The following is a 17,363-nucleotide window of genomic DNA, read 5'->3' as shown; positions in this document are numbered from 1 at the left end:
TTTGGACGCAACAGATCAACGACCCCAAAATCTACGTTGCCATTGTGCCAGCTTCGGACCTACTCTAGGCAACGCCGCCAGATCGCTGCTTCTTAGGCCACCAACAGCCAACAACGTCATCAAGTAAACCAGACCCGATGATAAGACGACGAGCAGTAACCCAGGCCAGGGACCGAGCCAATCGGTTAGGTAAGGTAGCATGGTAGCCGCATAGACTCCCATTATTGTAGCAGCAACAGCTGGCTTGAACAAGGTAAAAAGCCAAGAAAAGCCAAAAGGGCTGCGCCAGTGTAGATAGCTCACTGTCATCAATGCTGCCAAGCCAAAAGCGACATTGCTTCCTACGGCCGCTCCAGCTAAACCATAGACGGGTAAAGCCCATAAGTTAAACGCACCTTTGATAAAAGCTCCCAGCGCTAGAGCAATAACAGGGAAAAAAGTTCGACCCATGCCTTGAAGCCCTGCTGTAGCCACTTGGTAGAAAGCTGTAAATACAACAGCCGGTGCTAACCAGGTCAAAGAGCTAGCAGCACCGGGCGCGTGAAAGAGAAGCGTACAGATCGGCAGTGCCAATACAGCAAGACCAACCGCAGCTGGCCAGGATATAATGGTGACCAAGCGCAATGCTGTAACATAGTTTTCCCGCGCCAACTGCTGATTTCCAGCAGACCAGGCACTTGATATGGCAGGAACAAGACTAGAGCCTACAGCACCTGTTACCATCGTTGGCAAAAAAATCAACACTGTTGCCATCCCTGAAAATTCACCAAACATGGCTGCCGCTTCCGGTGCTGTATAGCCCGTCAGTTGCAACCCCCGCGGAATCAATACAGCATCCACCGTTTGCATAACTGGCGTGACAAGGCCTCCTAAGGCAATTGGCATAGATAAGAGCAACAGGGATTTCCATAGTGACAAATAGCTGGATTTTCCTTGCAAAGCCTCGGAACGAGTCATGGCCACTTCTCGGATCATTTCATTGTGGTACACTGAACTCCGAAAAGAAAGGTTGCCTTTCCAACGATAGAACAGAAAAAGTAACACCATCAATCCAGCTAAACCACCTGTTACAGCGCCAAAAGTCGCGCCGGCAGCGGCTAGTTCTATCCCTTTATCCATCAAAAAAATTGTTAAAAGCAAGATTGTGCCAACTCGTACTAGTTGCTCAGCAACTTGAGACAGTGCCGTCGGCATCATTTGCTGATAACCTTGAAAATAGCCACGAATTGCTGCCATCATAGAAGCAAGAAAAATAGCTGGTGCTACAGCCCAGAGCGAGTAAATTGCTCGTTCATCTTTCAGAATGCGCACAGCCAGTACTTCAGCATACATGTAGAGAAGATATGTAGCACCTAAACCCAAGACAAAAAGAAGCCAGAAGGAAGCTGTAAAGATACGCAGAGCATTGCTATGATCTCCCTGTGCTGATTTTCGAGCCACAAGAACGGAAATTGCTACAGGCAGACCGGCTGTCGCAAGATTGAGCACCATCGTATAAAGAGGATAGGCCATCTGGTAAAGACCCACACCTTCAGGACCTAAAATTCGAGCCAGCGGTATTCGATAAAAAGCACCTAGAAACTTGCTAATCACACCTGCTGCCGTGAGCCACAAAGCTCCCGTCAACAAGCGTCGGCTACCTGTCGAAGACCACCATGAGCTGATGGGCATCACCCCCGATAACGCGGCAAAGCATAACCCCAAGGTTATGCTTTCGCACTCCACTTTTCCGATCAGAAAAAGCTACTGCTCCATTTGCTTTGCTAGAAAACCAGCAGCCGTTTCAGCAAGCTTGATCTCCATATCTCCCATTTTCGCATTGGGATCTTTGGAAGCCAAAAGAACAGCTCCTATAGGATCGCCTTCTGCAATAATTGGCGCAATGACTTCAGCCGTAAACTTACAGTCCATTTCTTCTTCTGTCGATGGACAACCTTTGCAATGGGTATGCTCGCCAGGTTTATGGATGAGTACAGCTTTACGCTCTTCCATGACTCGTTCCACTGCAGGACCTATCGGTTTTCCAAGGAACTCTTTTTTCGGAGCTCCTGCCACAGCGATTATATTATCTCGATCGGCAATACAAGCAATATGCCCCGTGGCCTCACTTAAGGAGTCAGCATATTCCTTTGCAAAATCCCCTAATTCTCCAATGGGCGAGTACTTCTTTAAGATAACTTCGCCTTCACGGTCAACGAAAATCTCTAAGGGATCACCTTCACGGATACGTAAGGTTCTACGTATTTCCTTTGGAATTACAACGCGACCGAGATCATCGATTCGCCGTACGATGCCCGTTGCTTTCATCCCTTTCCCATCCCTCCTTTTTGGGCCTTTATCGGGGTGCGGTTCAGTGATAGTATATATCTCACCTCAAAGGGTTATTCATTTTTTTCCATTGAGATGCCATCACTGCACCTCACCAAATCAATGGATCGATGACTCTTTACCCCATAAAAAGTATATCCCCGAATAACTCTAAAAATTATCCGGGGATAGAAAAAAAGCTATGCAATTTTTCTTTCGATTTCAGCCATTGATTTTACTTGTTCGAACCAGCTTTCAAATTTCTCTACTTTTTTCTCTGTTGGAAGCTCAATCTGCAATTGTGTTCTTGCTTCCTCAAAAGTCAGTTTCTTCTCTGCTTTTTTGTCTTGCACAAGAATAATATGATAACCAAAGAGAGAAGGTACAGGTTCTTGGCTGTATTGACCAATGTTCAAAGAGAAGGCAGCGTTGGCAAATTCTTCTACCATGTCTTCTCTAGTGAAAAAGCCCAATTCGCCACCTCTTTCACCAGATACTTGATCAATTGACGTATCCTTGGCCAACTGGGCAAAATTAGCGCCCGCTCTCAGTTGAGCAATAATCTCCCTTGCTTCTTCTTCTGATTCAACTAGAATATGAGAAGCTTCCACTTGCTCTGGCTCTACAAACTTTTCAGGGTGAGCCTCATAATATTGTCGCATATCTTCTTCAGATACTTCTATATCTGCCGTAATATGCTCAAAAAGCTCATAGAGCATAATGCCTTCTCGAATAATTTCTCTGAATTCTTGATCTGTCAGCTCAACTTGTTGAAGAGCTGCTAAATATTCTTCTTCTGACTGAAAGCGCATCTTCTCTTTTGCCAATTCTTCTTCTACTTGCTCATCAGTAACTTGAATATTCAATTTAATCGCTTCTTGTTCATAAAGCTTTTCTTCAATCATACGCTCTAGCTCTTGCTGTTCCATCATAGCGATCATGTCTTTGTTATTTTCCGTAACACCACGGGCCGCCAATTCCATTTTGTAACGATCCACACGCTTGTCTAGCTCATGGCGATACAACGATTCTCCATTCACAGTTGCAACTACAGAGTTTCCAGAACAGCCTGCTAACAAAGTTAACGATAGGAGTGCTATAAGAACACCCATATAAAGCCGTAAATATTTTTTCAACAATTCTTGCCCCTTTCTTCACTATTGCAACGATTATAACATTCTTAAACTGGTGCAGCAAGCAAAATGTAAAAAACACCCAGCCTTCGTTGGGTGTTTTTGTTGCTTAAAAAGTAGAAATTTTCCTTCAGACTGAACGCAAGAATTGCGATTCCTTCCTTTACCGCGACGGTGGCCACACAAGAGTCGATGTCGCTGCTGCTTTTGGAACGGAAGCAACTTTTTGTTCCATTGAGGCAGCTTGCTCCGTCGAAGAAGCTTTTTCAAGCCCTTTATGCAAGGCAGCAATCATTTTATCGAGTAGTAGCAGGATTTCCCGCCCCTGCAGGGCTGTTGTTTTTAGCAACATTTCATATCCACCATTGGAAAACTTGATTTTTCGGTCTAGCTTCAATACTTCTGCAATGGCCATACTGTTTAACTGTGCCTGCGGCAAAAAGCGGAGACTCAAAGAATCTTTTGACTGATGGATTGAAGCAAGAGACACCAAGGCACCTCGCACCCTAACTTTGCTAAGCAGAACCAGGTTATGGACAGAATCCGGTAAATCACCATAGCGATCGATGAGCTCTTCTTCAAGTGCATCCACGTCTTCTAGTTTTCGTAGGGATAACAAGCGTTTGTAAATCTGCACTTTTGAGGCAGAATCAGCGATATAGCTATCTGGAATGAAAGCATCCACTTTCAGTTCCAACGTCAACTCTGACAGTTCTTCCTTTTTCTCTCCATTATCTCCTTTTAACTCCTGAATCGCCTCCTCTAGCAGGCGACAATACAAATCAAAACCAACTGATACCATCTGTCCATGCTGCTCAGGGCCCAGCAAATTGCCCACACCTCGAATTTCCAGATCGCGCATGGCAATCTTAAAACCGGAACCAAGTTCGGTAAACTCCCGAATCGCGTGCAAGCGCTTTTCAGCCACTTCCGTCAGCACTTTATCTTTTCTGTAGGTAAAATAGGCATAAGCCAATCGGTTAGAGCGACCTACACGACCTCGCAACTGGTATAGCTGGGACAGTCCCATCATATCAGCACCATCTACGATCAAGGTATTCACATTGGGAACATCGAGCCCTGTTTCGATAATCGTTGTACAGACGAGAACATTATATTCCCCTTCTAAAAAGTCCATCATAACCTGCTCAAGTTGATCTTCCCGCATCTTACCATGACCTATTGCAATTCGAGCTTCGGGAACAAGCTTATTCAAATCTCGTACAATCCGATCGAGATCTTCCACACGATTGCGCACATAATAAACTTGACCACCACGTCCTAATTCACGACGAATGGCTTCTCGAATCATCTCATAACTATGCTCGACCACATAGGTTTGAACGGGATAACGATCTTCTGGCGGCGTTTCAATGGTAGACATATCGCGAAGACCGACTAAGGACATATGGAGTGTCCTTGGTATGGGCGTAGCCGATAAAGTTAGTACATCCACATTGGTACGCAGTTGTTTAATTTTCTCTTTATGGGCTACACCAAATCGCTGCTCTTCATCAATAATTAAAAGACCTAGATCTTTAAAGCGAATGTCATTCGATACAAGTCGGTGGGTGCCTATCACCACATCAACAGTACCTAGTTTCAAGCCTTCAATCGTTGCTTTTTGTTCTTTGGCCGAGCGGAATCGAGAAAGCATTTCTACTTGAATCTCAGGGTAATTGCGAAACCGCTCCCGAAAAGTATTGTAATGTTGTTGCGCTAATATGGTCGTCGGAACTAAAATGGCCACTTGTTTGTTATCACAGACGGCTTTAAAAGCAGCTCGAATGGCTACTTCTGTTTTGCCATAGCCCACATCACCACAAAGCAAGCGATCCATGGGCTTTATCTTCTCCATATCCTTTTTTACTTCTTCGATTGAGCGAAGCTGATCAGGCGTCTCTTCGTACATAAAGCTTTCTTCAAACTCTCGCTGCCATGACGTATCAGAAGAAAAAGCGGTCCCTCTCTGGCTCTCTCGTGCTGCATAAAGCTTTAACAGCTCTCCAGCCATCTCTCGGACAGACTCTTTCACTTTATTCTTTACTTTTTGCCAGTCGTTCCCGCCGAGACGATACACTTTCGGCGCGACCCCTTCGGCACCGACGTATTTTTGAATTAAATGGACTTGCTCCGTAGGAACGTAAAGTCGATCTTCTCCGGCATACTTAACAACCAAGTAATCTTTATGAAAGCCACCGACAACAAGCTTTTCTACGCCAACGTAGCGACCAATCCCATGATTGACATGAACGACATAATCACCGACTGAAAGATCGAGAAATGAATCTATCTTAGCACCTTCTCGACTTTTCTTCGTCTTTCTTGCTTTTTTCTCTCGCCCAAAAATCTCACTATCTGTAATTACAAGCAACTTACTCTGGGGCAACTCCATGCCGCCTTCTAAGGCACCCACAACGACAGCAATCGTTCCGGGCTCTAAAGTGTCATCAATCGCTCCCAAAGCGTAGCTTTCCACGCCATAGTCGCGCAATACTTGGATTACGTGACTTTGCCTTGCCTTTGTTGCTACCACCAAGACAGTAGCATATTTCTTTTGCCGAAAACCTTGAAGCTCCTCAGCCAGCATATTCAATTTGCCCATAAAAGAATGCATTGTTTTGCCTGTGAAATGGATCGTATTCTCCAGCTTTACCGTAGCAATCTTTTTAGGCAACAAAGAAAGAAAGAAAAGCGCTTTTCCCTTAAGATGAGCCATGATATCTTGATAGGTAAGATAGTTGGTCTGCTGTACTGGTAAAGCGCCTCCTGCTGCTAACAAATGGATAAATGTTTCTTCAATTTCTTTTCCCTTTGCCTCAGCTGACTCTTCCATACGCATCGGCTCGTCCCAATAGAGCAAGCTTTCAGGATGTGCGTAATCAAGCAAAGTGACTTGATCGGGGTAGAAAAAGTTCTGAAATTGTTCCATACCTTCTACCCAGATACCGGCTTCTAGCTGTGCCACATAGGACTCCATTTTTTCCTGCAATCGCGCCGCCGCTTCTTCTTGTTTTTTCTCTAAAAGTTTCTCGATGACGCTTTTTGTCTCTGCCTGAAGGCGACATCGACCTTCTTCTCGTTCCCGAGTGGACAATAGCATTTCACGAGCCGGTCCGATTTCGTAAAAAGATACTTTTTCTTGAGAACGCTGTGAGTCAAGATCGAAAATCCGAATCGTATCAACTTCATCATCAAAAAACTCAATGCGCGCCGGCACTTCCTGGTTCATGGGATAAATATCCAAAATCCCACCACGCAAGGAAAATTGTCCTCGCCGCTCCACGAGAGGTGCCCGCTCATAGCCTAAATCATGAAGTTCTGACACAATATTACCAATATTCATGATCTGACCACAGGAAAAAGATAGCAGGCTTCGTTCCATAACTCTTGGTGGAACCAGCTTTTTGAGCAGAGCATCGACAGTCGTTACCACCGTAACAGGCTCTTTGCGTGCCAAGCGCGTTAACACCCTGAGCCTTTGTGTCGCCAATTCATGACTCGAAGAAAGAACCTCATAAGGCATTACTTCAGTAGCTGGGAAGAATAAGATTTCCTCATCAGGCAAAAAAGTCTGTAAATCCTCTATCATCTTTTTCGCCTGATAAGCACTATAGGTAACCACAAAAAGAGGTCTACTTGACTGACGAACCATCGTCGCCATCAACAATGTCTTCTGGCTCGTAGAAAGGCCTACTACACTGTAGGCTTTTGATTTCCCAGCCCACAAAGCCCAGAGGCGCTGAAATTCTGCTGTATGAGCCATATACTCAAAAAGGTTGCCTCGATGCAACTCTTGGATCATTCTCTCTCTCCTCTCTCCCCCAGACCCATCGTATGCACCATAATGGACAGGGGAACAGGCACCCCTATTCCATTGGGGGGAATAGGGGTGCTCAATTCGTTCCCATTATAGATTGAATAAACTTCTTCGGTCAAGCAGAAGCCGCTCCCTACCTTTGCTGAGAAAAGTAAGGAGGTTCTTTCCTTGGAGCAATCATTTGACGGTCGAAGCGTCGTCATAGCCGCTTTAGTAGGTTCTCCTAATTACAACCTCAAGGAAGCCAATTCTGACGAGGATTGGAAGTATTTGGTTTCTCCTTCTTTCGACGATTTATACGATGGCACCTACTATACACAGTCTCATAACTCTCCAGAGCGAGATTTCACAGTTCATGATATCAGACGATTCTGTCAACTGCTTGGAAAAGGCAATCCTTATTTTTTAGAAATCCTCTTCAGTATCAAAGTATATGCTACACCTCGTTATCATGACTTGCTTGAGCAGTTAATCGAAAAAAGAGAAAAACTGGCATCTATGAACAGGCCAGGTCTCTATCGCGCTTGTATCGGTCATAGCAAGGAAAAAATCAAGAATTTGCGCAAAGGCACTGCGACTACGAAAGATGCAGTAGCCCAAAAAGGCTACGACACAAAAGAGGCTCTGCACGCCTACCGTCTCCTTGACTTGCTTGAGCGGTATTATCACTATGAATGGGATTTTGGGCGAGCCATCTGGTACCCCGAAGAAGAGAGGGGGCCCTTGTTGGCCTTAAAAAGTGGTGCCATCGACAACAAAGAGATTGATTGCTATCTTCAAGAAAAAGTAAGGCGCCTTCAAAGTTTAGAGAGGTATTATAACAACGAACTTGTTCAAATCAAAACGAAAAAGTGGCTCGAAGAAAAAATCCGACTAGCCGTTCTTCTTAACTTTTTGCATTAAAGCGATTCATTGCTTCTGTCGTGCCTTTTAATAGCCACAATTCAATGGCTTCACAAGCTTGTTCCGTCATAGCATCTAAACCCTCTTCTTCATCTTTTGCAAAGGGCTCTAGCACATAAGAAGCAGCAGAACGCCCCACCGGCGGTCTGCCTATCCCCATCTTTAAGCGTGGAAAGAACTCACTGCCAAGATGGCCTATAATGGACTTGATTCCATTGTGTCCACCACTGCTGCCTCGTGCTCGAATCCGAATGCGCCCCACAGCAAGATCAAGATCGTCATAGACAACGAGCAAATCTTGAGGTTCTAGCTTATAAAAACTAGCAAGCGATGCCACCGCTTGTCCGCTCAGGTTCATATACGTTTGGGGCTTCAACAAGATCACTTTTTCAGTTCCGACAAACTTCTCTGCAAAAGCGCCTTGAAATTTCGACGAATAGTTGTTTATTTCCCAGTTCTGAGCCAATCGATCAAGGACCATAAAACCAACATTATGTCGGGTCCTTTCATACTCTCTCCCTGGATTGCCAAGTCCAATAATTGCCTTCATTGCAATCGCCTCCTTTAGGAGTACTTCTTGCTTCTTACGTCATACCCTTTTTTTTCACACTTTATGTAAGAAAAAGCCGCCCCAGACAAGGACGGCTTTTTTCTACTCCCCTTCTTTTTCCTCTTCCTTGGCCCCATCCGTCCGTTCTTCATCTGCAGTCGCTTCTGTCGTTTCTGTAACTTCTTCTTTCTCTATAACAGCCCGTGGGACCACAATGGAAAGAACAACCTGTTCCGGATCAGAGGTAATCTCAATCCCTTCCGGTGCCTGAATATCTCGAACAAAGAGCTTATCATGTAGATCAAGTTGAGTAATATCTACGTCAATACGCCCGGGCAATTGAGCTGGCATACCTTCTACTTGCAAAGACCGAATACCATGTTGAATAACGCCACCGGCGTTAACGCCGACGGATTCACCAACAAAGTGAATCGGCAACTCAGCCGAGATTACTTCATTCATGTTGATTTGCTGAAAATCAACATGGTTAAAAGAACGCGTAATGGGATCTCGTTGAATGTCTCTCACCACAACGGTATGTTTGTCTTCACTTGCCTGTCCTTCTAGTTGCAGAGCAATGATGCTATTGAGTCCTCCTTCCGAATGAAGGATTGTTTGTAAATCTTTTACAGGGACAGATAGCAACAAGTCGTCTTTCTGCTTGCCATACAACACAGCCGGCAATAGACCTTGGTTGCGCATTTTATTCAGTTGACCACGACTACCTCGTTCCCTTTTTTGAACTTTTAATGGAATGACCTCCATTGTTTGAACCACCTTTGCAATTACATTATAGACTTTTCCACCTTCTAGTATGGCCCAAAAGGTGCTATTGCAATCGCAAAGAAGAAGGTAAAATCGGTCATTACTCTACCCTTCTAGGCATAAAAATGAAGAAGAAAACAAGCTAAAGGAGGTCCCCACCTCATGCTAGCTAGCAAAAGTTTACTCACAAGGCCCATCGTAAGCCTGGAAGAAGGACAAAAAATAGGAACCGTGCGCGGATTGATTGTAGACCCCAAAGCCATGGAAGTGGTTGCTTTACAGGTGGATCAAAAGGGCCTGTTTCGAGAACAGAAAGTAATCCCCTTCAGTAAAGTTCACTCGATTGGAGAAGCCGCTATCATCGTGGATAAAGCCAACCAGGTTCAAAAAGCGACCAATCTGCCACAGCTATTTCAACTGTTCAAAGAGAAAATTGCCATCATTGGCAACAAGGTGCTCACCACAGAAGGTGAAAAAATCGGCATTGTCAATGAATACTACCTAGATCGCTATACTGGAAAAATCATATCCATCGAACTTCGCGGCAGCTTTGGTGACAACTGGTTTCAGAACAAAGCGGTGCTGCCTGCCCGCTCCATACGCACCATCAGTCAGAATATGATTCTCGTTCATGAAGCCTCTCTGACCGATCTTGCAGTCGTTGAAAATCCCGTAGAAGAAACGTTCAAGAAAGCATCAGAAAAAACAGGGCACTTCTGGGATAGCACAGTCCTACTTAGCAAAGAGTGGAGCGAAAAGCTGAGTCAGTCCTGGGAAAAATTCTCTAAAGGAGAAAAAAGAGGGGATTCCACTGGCAGCCTTTTTTATCAAGAAGGACCTTCAGGACAAGCACCCACCCAAGCAACAGTCAATCTAGGGAAATACAAAGCAGGAGAAGAGTCTACCCAGGTACAGCCAACGCCATCTCTCACGGAAAACGACAAAAGCCTTCCCTCAATGAGCCAAAGTGATTCTAGCGACAATGCATCATCACCCGAAGTTCTCATTATCTCCGCGGAAGAAGAGAAAGAGATAGAAAAAAAAGAAAAAATCGAAAAGGATCAGGATAAATAAAGAAGGGAGGGGGACCATCGACCCCTTCCCTTTTTTGTAAATTTAATCAAACAATTTGCTAACCGATAAGTCTTCATGGATTCGAATAATCGCTTCACCCAAAAGAGGTGCCACGGACAGTACGCGCACCTTATCGATTCTTTTCTCATCGCCGAGCGGAATTGTATTCGTTACAATCAACTCTTTTAAGGGCGATTTGCCAATTCGCTCAATGGCCGGTCCTGATAAGACAGGATGGGTGGCACAAGCATATACATCTCGTGCACCGCGCTCTAAGAGTGCGTCTACAGCATTCACAATCGTTCCTGCCGTATCAATAATATCGTCTGTAATGACAACAGTCTTGCCTTTGATATCACCAATTACGTTCATTACTTCTGACACATTCGGTTCGGGGCGACGCTTGTCAATAATGGCTAAAGAAGCACCGATCCGCTCTGCTAGATCACGTGCCCTTGTAACACCACCTAGATCAGGTGACACCACAACAATGTCCTGTAGCCCTTTGTTCAAAAAGTATTCTGCCAAAATGGGTACGCCCGGCAAGTGATCCACGGGAATATCAAAGAAGCCTTGAATTTGTCCCGCATGCAGGTCCATTGTAACAACACGCCGCGCACCTGCGGCTGTTAAGATATTGGCGCAAAGTTTAGCAGAAATTGGTGCTCGAGCACGCACCTTCCGGTCCTGTCGCGCGTATCCGTAATATGGAAGGACTGCAGTAATTCGACGAGCCGAAGCTCGTCTCAAAGCATCTACCATAATGAGTAGCTCCATGATATGCTCGTTCACAGGTTGACAGGTAGGCTGCACTACAAAAACATCAGCCCCTCGAACACTCTCGTCAATCTCTACTTGAATCTCGCCATCACTGAAAGTTTTAACTTGTGACGAGCCCACCGAAACACCTAAGTACTCCGCAATTTCTTCGGCTAGCGCAGGATTTGCATTGGCAGTAAAAATTTTTAACTTTTTATTAAAAAAAGACATTGGGCACCTCCTGAGAACGGTTCATTTACTTTTTTTTGCAGCATTTTTTTCGACGAATTTCCTGATACCCCTCTTTTGTTACTTGCCGGCTCCGTTCTACAGCAAGTGCACCAGAAGGCACATTTTTTGTAATCGTAGAGCCTGCGCCAATCACAGCACCTGCGCCTATTGTCACCGGTGCCACAAGATTGGAGTTTGAACCGATGAAAACGCCATCTTCAACAATGCTTTGAAATTTATTTTCCCCATCATAATTGCATGTTATCGTACCAGCACCAACATTTACATCAGACCCAATGATCGCATCTCCAACGTAGCTTAAATGAGGTACTTTAGAGCCTTTTCCAATATGGGACTTCTTAATTTCTACAAAGTCTCCCACTTTCACGTCTTGCTCCAACCGGGTACCCGGTCGAATATAAGCAAAAGGGCCAATTGTAGAGCCGTCACCAATCTGACTTTCTAGTACGATGGAATTCTGGATATGCACTTGGGCACCAATGAAGCTATCTTTGATCCGAGTGCCTGGACCAATGACTGAACCACTTCCTATTGTAACAGTGCCTTCTAAAAAAGTCTGTGGATATAGTACCGTATCTGGCTCAATCGTAACCTGTCGATGAAGCCACACAGAAGAAGGATCGATCATCGTTACGCCAGCATCCATCCATTGGGCTCTCAAACGCTGTTGCATCAATCTCTCAGCTTCTGCCAATTGTTGGCGATTGTTAATCCCCAGAACTTCACTGGCATCATCAACCTGATAGGCCGTCACCGTGCCTTCTTGACGTAAAAGAGCCAAAACATCGGTCAAATAATACTCTCCTTGAGCATTGTTCGGCCTCAATTGACCAAGTACCTTTCGCAGCGCATCTTTGTTAAAACAGTACGTACCTGCATTAATCTCTTTAATGGCTCGTTGCGCGGGCGACCCATCTTTTTCCTCAACAATGGCCAACAAAGCGCCAGTATCATCTCGAATAATGCGACCATAACCAGTCGGATCAGCCATCTGGGCCGTCAACACCGTTGCCAAGGCACCTTGCTTTTCGTGAGCCAAGAAGAGAGCCTCTAAAGTTTTTGCCTGAAACAAGGGTGTATCACCACAGAGGACCATTACGGTCTCAACATCATTGGCCAGAAAATCTTGTGCCATCATCACAGCATGACCGGTTCCGCATTGCTCTCTTTGCCAGGCATAAAGAGCCTTCTCACCCAGATAGGCTTGCACTTCTTCTCCACCATGGCCAATCACAACAACAGGCTTTTCAACTCCGCAAGCGCCAATCGCCTCCAGTACATGGGCGATCAACGGTTGGCCAGCGACCTCATGTAGTACTTTAGGGCGCAGAGACTTCATCCGTGTCCCCTTCCCTGCTGCGAGGACGATTGCCGTCCGTTTATTCATCCTAGCTCCTCCCGTACTGACATCGCTCATTACCCCCATACTCTCGCATATTTCAATAGATTATGCAAAAGCCGGTAAGTCTTCGTCTACTATTCCACATTGACGCGTCGTTTCCTTTTTATCCGACAAAATTTTGTCGGCGAGGTGAAACCATTGAGTTTACTTGTCTTACACCGAAATCAGTTATCCGCCCGCCGCTTAGCCCAAGCACTTCGATGCCAAGAAGGCACCACTTTCCCGGAACTACCACCAAAAATTTTGCTGCGTTTTGGTAATAGCGAAGGGGAAGAAGGTACTGTTCTAACCATCAATAAAAGCTCTGTTATTCAAGGGCTTCAAGCCAAAAAACTAGCCGCGCTTTATAAGCTACACCGTCTTCCCTTCAATTCACAGGCACGTGATTCCCGTGAAATGATCGTTCACATCATAGATGGATTTATTATAGCGACACAAAGTGCAAAACAGTTTAGTCAAAATGAACGGCAGCGGGCTCTCGGAACGGCTCTAAGAGCCATGTATTTAGCCCGACTTGATTTGGGCGCTGTTAAAGTAGCCATTCCTGCAAGAGGGCGAATCAGAGTAAAAAAAGTTATGTCTGCGCCTGCCTTAACACCCTCTTTAGCCAAAGCATATGCAGAAGCCATAGGACAATATATCGCGAGAAGAACAAATAGCAGCTCTCTTGTAGGTAACCCAGACGGAAGATTGATTACAGTCACATCAGATGAAAAAGTCTTACTTGGTGCAGACCCTGAATTTATGATTAAAAATATACGTACTGGGAAATTAATTCCTGCCAGTCGCTTTTTCACACTGCAAGGTACCATCGGTTGTGACAATCGCCGTTCTATCGGTGAATTGCGGCCAGCACCACAAAGCTCCCCCTATAAACTCACTGAATCCATTCGCACCTTACTAGGAAGAGCTTCTAAAAAATTAAAAAACAAACGGTACCGTTTACTAGCCGGTTCTCAACCCTTTCAACACTTTCCCATTGGTGGGCACATCCACTTCGGTGGAGTCCCTCTCTCTTTTCAGGTCATGCGAGCCCTTGATAACTACTTGCTCATTCCACTATATCTTGTCGAAAAAAGCAACACTGCTATAAAAAGACGACGTTATTATGGCTACATCGGAGATATTCGCTTAAAAGGGCCGAAACGATTTGAGTACCGGTCTCCAGGAAGCTGGCTCGTTTCTCCCGAAGTCACTTTGGCCGCTCTCAGTCTGGCCAAAGTTGTAGCTCTCTCTGCAGATCAATTGCCTTTAGACTATTTTGCCGATCTCAACGCTTGCCGATCCTTTTATCGTGGCGAAAAAGACTACTTTCGCCCTCTCTGCCAGCATTTACGCAAAGATCTTGAGAAACTGCCTCTATATAACGAACTGTCTTCTTCAATCCTGCCCCTCTGGGAGATGATAGAACAGTCGCAGGAGTGGCTTGAAGACATTGATCTGAGAGAAAGCTGGCTTCTAGAGCAAGAAACGTGAAAAAGCAAAAAGAAGAGATGCCCTAGTGCATCTCTTCTTTTTGCTTTTTTCTGCAGAATTAAGCAATGGCATTGGCCATCGCTGTTTTGTAAGCATCTAAAACAGCTTTAGAAATAATCTCACGAGCATTCGATGAAATGGGATGAGCAATATCCCTATACTCACCTTCTGGTGTTTTACGACTGGGCATTGCTACAAATAGACCCTTCTGGCCTTCCACGACTTTCACATCGTGTATAACAAAAGCATTGTCAAATGTAACAGACACAATCGCCTTCATTTTACCTTCAAGATTAACTTTTCTGACGCGAATGTCGGTGATATTCACGGTTTCACCACCTTCCCTGCTTTACATAGTTGTCTTAGGATCAATATTCGACCTCTGGCAGTTAATACCTTCAATGGAAGATTAATTTTGCAGTAAAAATTTTGTCTAACATATTGTCAATCTTTTTGTAAAATGTAAACTTTTCTAGACACCACCATCACTTTCCTATCAAACATTTCTTTCTATCCTGTAACCTTTATGCAAAAGCCTTTCTCTCAATTCTCGGATGTGGTCGTGATCACGTGTCTCTAAGGTTACGATAACCTCAGCCTGACTTAGCGAAAGACCGGGTCGCAATCTATCATGGAGCACAGCAATAATATTGGCACCACCATGGGCAACTTCGGCCAGCAAATGCTGTAAAGCACCGGGCCTATCGGGCAAAACAATACGAAACTCCCAGCGCCGGCCACTTCGCACAAGACCATATTCGATAATTTTGGCTACCGAGGTTATATCCATGTTGCCACCTGATAAAACAGCCACCCACCGCTCCCCGGCATTTCCCACTTTTTTGCTTACTAGAGCTGCAAGAGCTGCTGCGCCGGCTCCTTCTACCACCATTTTAGCTCGTTCCAAAAGAAGAACAACAGCAGAAGCAATCATTTCTTCCTCCACTGTCACCATATCATCGACAAAACGATCTACCAGCTCAAAGTTGAGGGAACCGGGACAAGCTACGGCAATGCCATCGGCGATGGTAGCCTGACATTGGACTGTTCTGTGACTTTGTACTTTTTTAGAGTGAACCATCGCCGGTGCAGCTTCCGTCTGAACACCAATAATAGAGACTTCGGGACGTAACGTTTTGACAGCAAAAGCCAAGCCGCTAATCAGGCCACCGCCTCCTACAGGCACAACAATGCCATCCAATTGTGACAGCTCTTCTACTATCTCCAACCCCACAACAGCTTGTCCTGCAATAATAGCCTGGTCATCAAAAGCATGCACAAAAATAGAGCCTTTTTCTTTTTGTATTTCTCGAGCATATTCATAAGCCTCATCATAACTATGACCATGCAAAATAACAGAAGCTCCATAGGCTTTTGTTGCTTCTACTTTCGCAATGGGTGCTCCTTTCGGCATTACAATGGTAGAAGCTACGTGAGCCATTGCAGAAGCTAAGGCCACACCTTGGGCGTGGTTGCCTGCTGATGCTGCTATAACACCTCTTTCTTTTTCTTGATTTGTTAAACTTAATATTTTGTTAAAAGCGCCGCGTACCTTAAAAGAGCCTGTAAGCTGTAAGTTTTCACACTTTAGTAAGACCTCTCGCTCACTTAACTGACTAAAACTGCGCGAAACTTCTAGTGGAGTGCGCCGTATCTTTCCAGACAATCTCTCAGCTGCTGCTTCGATATCGCGAAAAGTCAATCCCTTCTGGGCATCATTCATTGACTGGTACTCCTCTTGAAAAAATCATCTTATTGTCAATATATAGCATTACAATGCTAATTTTACCATTATTAGCCACAAAGTATGCACTTCCTTGTCTTTCTTTAAAAAACAAAAAACTCTCTGTCTATCATGAGACAAAGAGTTTTTAAGAACGAAACTTCTCAGGACTTCGAGGGACCTGGAATGAGCGATAGCTTTCTTTTTCCACGGGTTAGATCAGGAGGAACTAATTTCTTAAGTTGACTGAGCAATTTATTTTTATGCTCTAGCTCCTGACTGGCCAGTTCTTGAAAGACTTCAACAACTTCTGGAAGGCCTTCTTTTTTAGCCTCATCTGCAAACTTACGGTAATTGTAATAAGCAGCTTGCTCGTAGACCAGGGCCTTTAGAATATTTTCTTTCGTTCGAACCATTATAGTGCCTCCTTACCTTTTCAGTAAGTCACCTCCTGCAAGCCAAAAAATTAAAGAGCTTGGGGTGGCCAAGCTCCCTCAAGAGAGGCAATTTACTAGCAGTCTTTGTCGATCAGCGTATCCAATTCACCAACTACAATGACATCGGTAAAGCGCGTTAATTTAACAATAATATCAGCAAAAACGAGTACATCAACAGGTGTACCGAGCACACTTGGCTTTACTTCACACTTCTCATTGCGGCGTAACACAACATCAAAACGAACGTTACGCACCAGTACTTCAGCATCTTCTACTTCTTCAGCTAGCTCAGCCGGTGTTAAGGAAGGACAAAACTCGTGCAATTGAATAATCTTTGTAAAGCTGCCTGGGCAAACGCGAACAGCTCTCTCCCCTTTGGCATCTTTCACAAGAAAAACAAGATCATAATTCAAAGTTACTGTTACGTTTCCGTTCATATTGACGACAAGATCTTCTGGATCACGACGATCAAAGTCAAAGATGATGTTTTCAATGGCAACGATGGGTGATCCATCAATGTTCTCCAGGCAGACTTCTTTGGGGCCCACATGACAATGAGGGGCCGCATCGAACAAAATGGGTTCATCCTTCTGAACGTTCTTGGCCACCACGACTTGGGCAAACAACTCGATGGTGCCGTTCTTGATATCCATGAACATCCTCCTTCTTTATTACCTACGTCTACGACAAGTTTTGAACCCTCGAATCCATACGGCTCGCCACATTGTATGACGAAGCCTGTAATTCGGTGAGCCTCCTTTT

Annotated in this window: 15 protein-coding genes; 3 read left to right on the top strand and 12 right to left on the bottom strand. The window is 44.8% G+C overall.

Going from position 1 to position 17,363, the window contains the following annotated elements:
- Positions 1-15 precede the first annotated feature (15 nt).
- The 4 genes from FTV88_RS11945 to mfd form a co-directional block, all read right to left on the bottom strand.
- Positions 16-1,671: a putative polysaccharide biosynthesis protein gene (locus FTV88_RS11945; RefSeq protein ID WP_153725825.1), complete on the bottom strand. Its 1,656-nt coding sequence runs from the start codon at positions 1,669-1,671 to the stop codon at positions 16-18.
- Between the two features lie 72 nt (positions 1,672-1,743).
- Entirely contained in the window at positions 1,744-2,307 is a 564-nt protein-coding gene (spoVT, locus tag FTV88_RS11940; protein ID WP_153725824.1) for a stage V sporulation protein T, read from the bottom strand.
- 200 nt (positions 2,308-2,507) lie between these two features.
- Positions 2,508-3,443 carry a peptidyl-prolyl cis-trans isomerase gene (locus FTV88_RS11935; RefSeq protein ID WP_162008024.1) on the bottom strand — a complete coding sequence of 312 codons (936 nt, stop codon included), beginning with the start codon at positions 3,441-3,443 and terminating at the stop codon, positions 2,508-2,510.
- A 160-nt stretch (positions 3,444-3,603) separates the two neighbouring features.
- The gene (gene mfd, locus FTV88_RS11930; protein WP_153725822.1) at positions 3,604-7,245 is read right to left on the bottom strand and encodes a transcription-repair coupling factor; all 3,642 of its coding nucleotides are present in this window, start codon (positions 7,243-7,245) and stop codon (positions 3,604-3,606) included.
- A gap of 183 nt (positions 7,246-7,428) precedes the next feature.
- On the opposite strand from mfd, the gene FTV88_RS11925 reads away from it, so the two are divergent.
- Positions 7,429-8,163 carry a DNA polymerase beta superfamily protein gene (locus tag FTV88_RS11925; protein ID WP_153725821.1) on the top strand — a complete coding sequence of 245 codons (735 nt, stop codon included), beginning with the start codon at positions 7,429-7,431 and terminating at the stop codon, positions 8,161-8,163.
- Here FTV88_RS11925 and pth read toward each other — a convergent pair.
- Together pth and FTV88_RS11915 are read right to left on the bottom strand one after the other, a co-directional pair.
- Positions 8,147-8,713, bottom strand: a complete 567-nt coding sequence (pth, locus tag FTV88_RS11920; protein WP_153725820.1) for an aminoacyl-tRNA hydrolase — start codon at positions 8,711-8,713, stop codon at positions 8,147-8,149. The genes FTV88_RS11925 and pth overlap by 17 nt on opposite strands.
- 102 nt (positions 8,714-8,815) lie before the next feature.
- Positions 8,816-9,478 (bottom strand): 50S ribosomal protein L25, encoded by a 663-nt coding sequence (locus FTV88_RS11915; RefSeq protein ID WP_153725819.1) that lies wholly within the window; start codon positions 9,476-9,478, stop codon positions 8,816-8,818.
- 162 nt (positions 9,479-9,640) lie between these two features.
- Between FTV88_RS11915 and FTV88_RS11910 the strand changes: the two genes are divergently transcribed.
- Positions 9,641-10,552: a PRC-barrel domain-containing protein gene (locus FTV88_RS11910; RefSeq protein WP_153725818.1), complete on the top strand. Its 912-nt coding sequence runs from the start codon at positions 9,641-9,643 to the stop codon at positions 10,550-10,552.
- 42 nt (positions 10,553-10,594) lie between these two features.
- On the opposite strand, the gene FTV88_RS11905 is transcribed toward FTV88_RS11910, so the two are convergent.
- Both FTV88_RS11905 and glmU read right to left on the bottom strand, forming a co-directional pair.
- A complete protein-coding gene (locus FTV88_RS11905) occupies positions 10,595-11,542 on the bottom strand; it encodes a ribose-phosphate diphosphokinase (protein WP_153725817.1) in 948 nt (315 codons plus the stop codon).
- 25 nt (positions 11,543-11,567) lie between these two features.
- Positions 11,568-12,950 (bottom strand): bifunctional UDP-N-acetylglucosamine diphosphorylase/glucosamine-1-phosphate N-acetyltransferase GlmU, encoded by a 1,383-nt coding sequence (gene glmU / locus FTV88_RS11900; protein WP_153725816.1) that lies wholly within the window; start codon positions 12,948-12,950, stop codon positions 11,568-11,570.
- Between the two features lie 153 nt (positions 12,951-13,103).
- On the opposite strand from glmU, the gene FTV88_RS11895 reads away from it, so the two are divergent.
- Positions 13,104-14,441, top strand: a complete 1,338-nt coding sequence (locus tag FTV88_RS11895) for a putative amidoligase domain-containing protein (protein WP_162008023.1) — start codon at positions 13,104-13,106, stop codon at positions 14,439-14,441.
- A 58-nt stretch (positions 14,442-14,499) separates the two neighbouring features.
- Here the strand turns inward: FTV88_RS11895 and spoVG are convergent, their stop codons facing one another.
- The 4 genes from spoVG to FTV88_RS11875 all read right to left on the bottom strand — a co-directional run bounded on the left by spoVG (position 14,500) and on the right by FTV88_RS11875 (position 17,254).
- On the bottom strand, positions 14,500-14,769 hold the full coding sequence (gene spoVG, locus FTV88_RS11890) for a septation regulator SpoVG (protein WP_153725814.1): 270 nt from the start codon (positions 14,767-14,769) through the stop codon (positions 14,500-14,502).
- Positions 14,770-14,937: 168 nt separating this feature from the next.
- The gene (ilvA, locus tag FTV88_RS11885) at positions 14,938-16,164 is read right to left on the bottom strand and encodes a threonine ammonia-lyase (RefSeq protein WP_153725813.1); all 1,227 of its coding nucleotides are present in this window, start codon (positions 16,162-16,164) and stop codon (positions 14,938-14,940) included.
- 164 nt (positions 16,165-16,328) lie between these two features.
- Positions 16,329-16,580: a ferritin family protein gene (locus FTV88_RS11880; protein ID WP_153725812.1), complete on the bottom strand. Its 252-nt coding sequence runs from the start codon at positions 16,578-16,580 to the stop codon at positions 16,329-16,331.
- A gap of 95 nt (positions 16,581-16,675) precedes the next feature.
- Complete coding sequence (locus FTV88_RS11875; protein WP_153725811.1) at positions 16,676-17,254, bottom strand: hypothetical protein; 579 nt, start codon at positions 17,252-17,254, stop codon at positions 16,676-16,678.
- Between the last annotated feature and the right edge of the window lie 109 nt (positions 17,255-17,363).

Origin of the sequence: Heliorestis convoluta, assembly GCF_009649955.1 — a bacterium.
Lineage (GTDB): Bacteria > Bacillota > Desulfitobacteriia > Heliobacteriales > Heliobacteriaceae > Heliorestis > Heliorestis convoluta.
Note: the sequence above shows the minus strand (reverse complement) of the source record. Positions and strands in the feature narration are given on the sequence as shown.

What these genes read in the sequence shown, in the direction of transcription:
- FTV88_RS11945 (WP_153725825.1), bottom strand. Translation starts at nt 1,671, where the DNA reads ATGCCCATCAGCTCATGGTGGTCTTCGACAGGTAGCCGACGCTTGTTG.
- spoVT (WP_153725824.1), bottom strand. Translation starts at nt 2,307, where the DNA reads ATGAAAGCAACGGGCATCGTACGGCGAATCGATGATCTCGGTCGCGTT.
- mfd (WP_153725822.1), bottom strand. Translation starts at nt 7,245, where the DNA reads ATGATCCAAGAGTTGCATCGAGGCAACCTTTTTGAGTATATGGCTCAT.
- pth (WP_153725820.1), bottom strand. Translation starts at nt 8,713, where the DNA reads ATGAAGGCAATTATTGGACTTGGCAATCCAGGGAGAGAGTATGAAAGG.
- FTV88_RS11915 (WP_153725819.1), bottom strand. Translation starts at nt 9,478, where the DNA reads ATGGAGGTCATTCCATTAAAAGTTCAAAAAAGGGAACGAGGTAGTCGT.
- FTV88_RS11910 (WP_153725818.1), top strand. Translation starts at nt 9,641, where the DNA reads ATGCTAGCTAGCAAAAGTTTACTCACAAGGCCCATCGTAAGCCTGGAA.
- FTV88_RS11905 (WP_153725817.1), bottom strand. Translation starts at nt 11,542, where the DNA reads ATGTCTTTTTTTAATAAAAAGTTAAAAATTTTTACTGCCAATGCAAAT.
- glmU (WP_153725816.1), bottom strand. Translation starts at nt 12,950, where the DNA reads ATGAATAAACGGACGGCAATCGTCCTCGCAGCAGGGAAGGGGACACGG.
- ilvA (WP_153725813.1), bottom strand. Translation starts at nt 16,164, where the DNA reads ATGAATGATGCCCAGAAGGGATTGACTTTTCGCGATATCGAAGCAGCA.
- FTV88_RS11880 (WP_153725812.1), bottom strand. Translation starts at nt 16,580, where the DNA reads ATGGTTCGAACGAAAGAAAATATTCTAAAGGCCCTGGTCTACGAGCAA.
- FTV88_RS11875 (WP_153725811.1), bottom strand. Translation starts at nt 17,254, where the DNA reads ATGGATATCAAGAACGGCACCATCGAGTTGTTTGCCCAAGTCGTGGTG.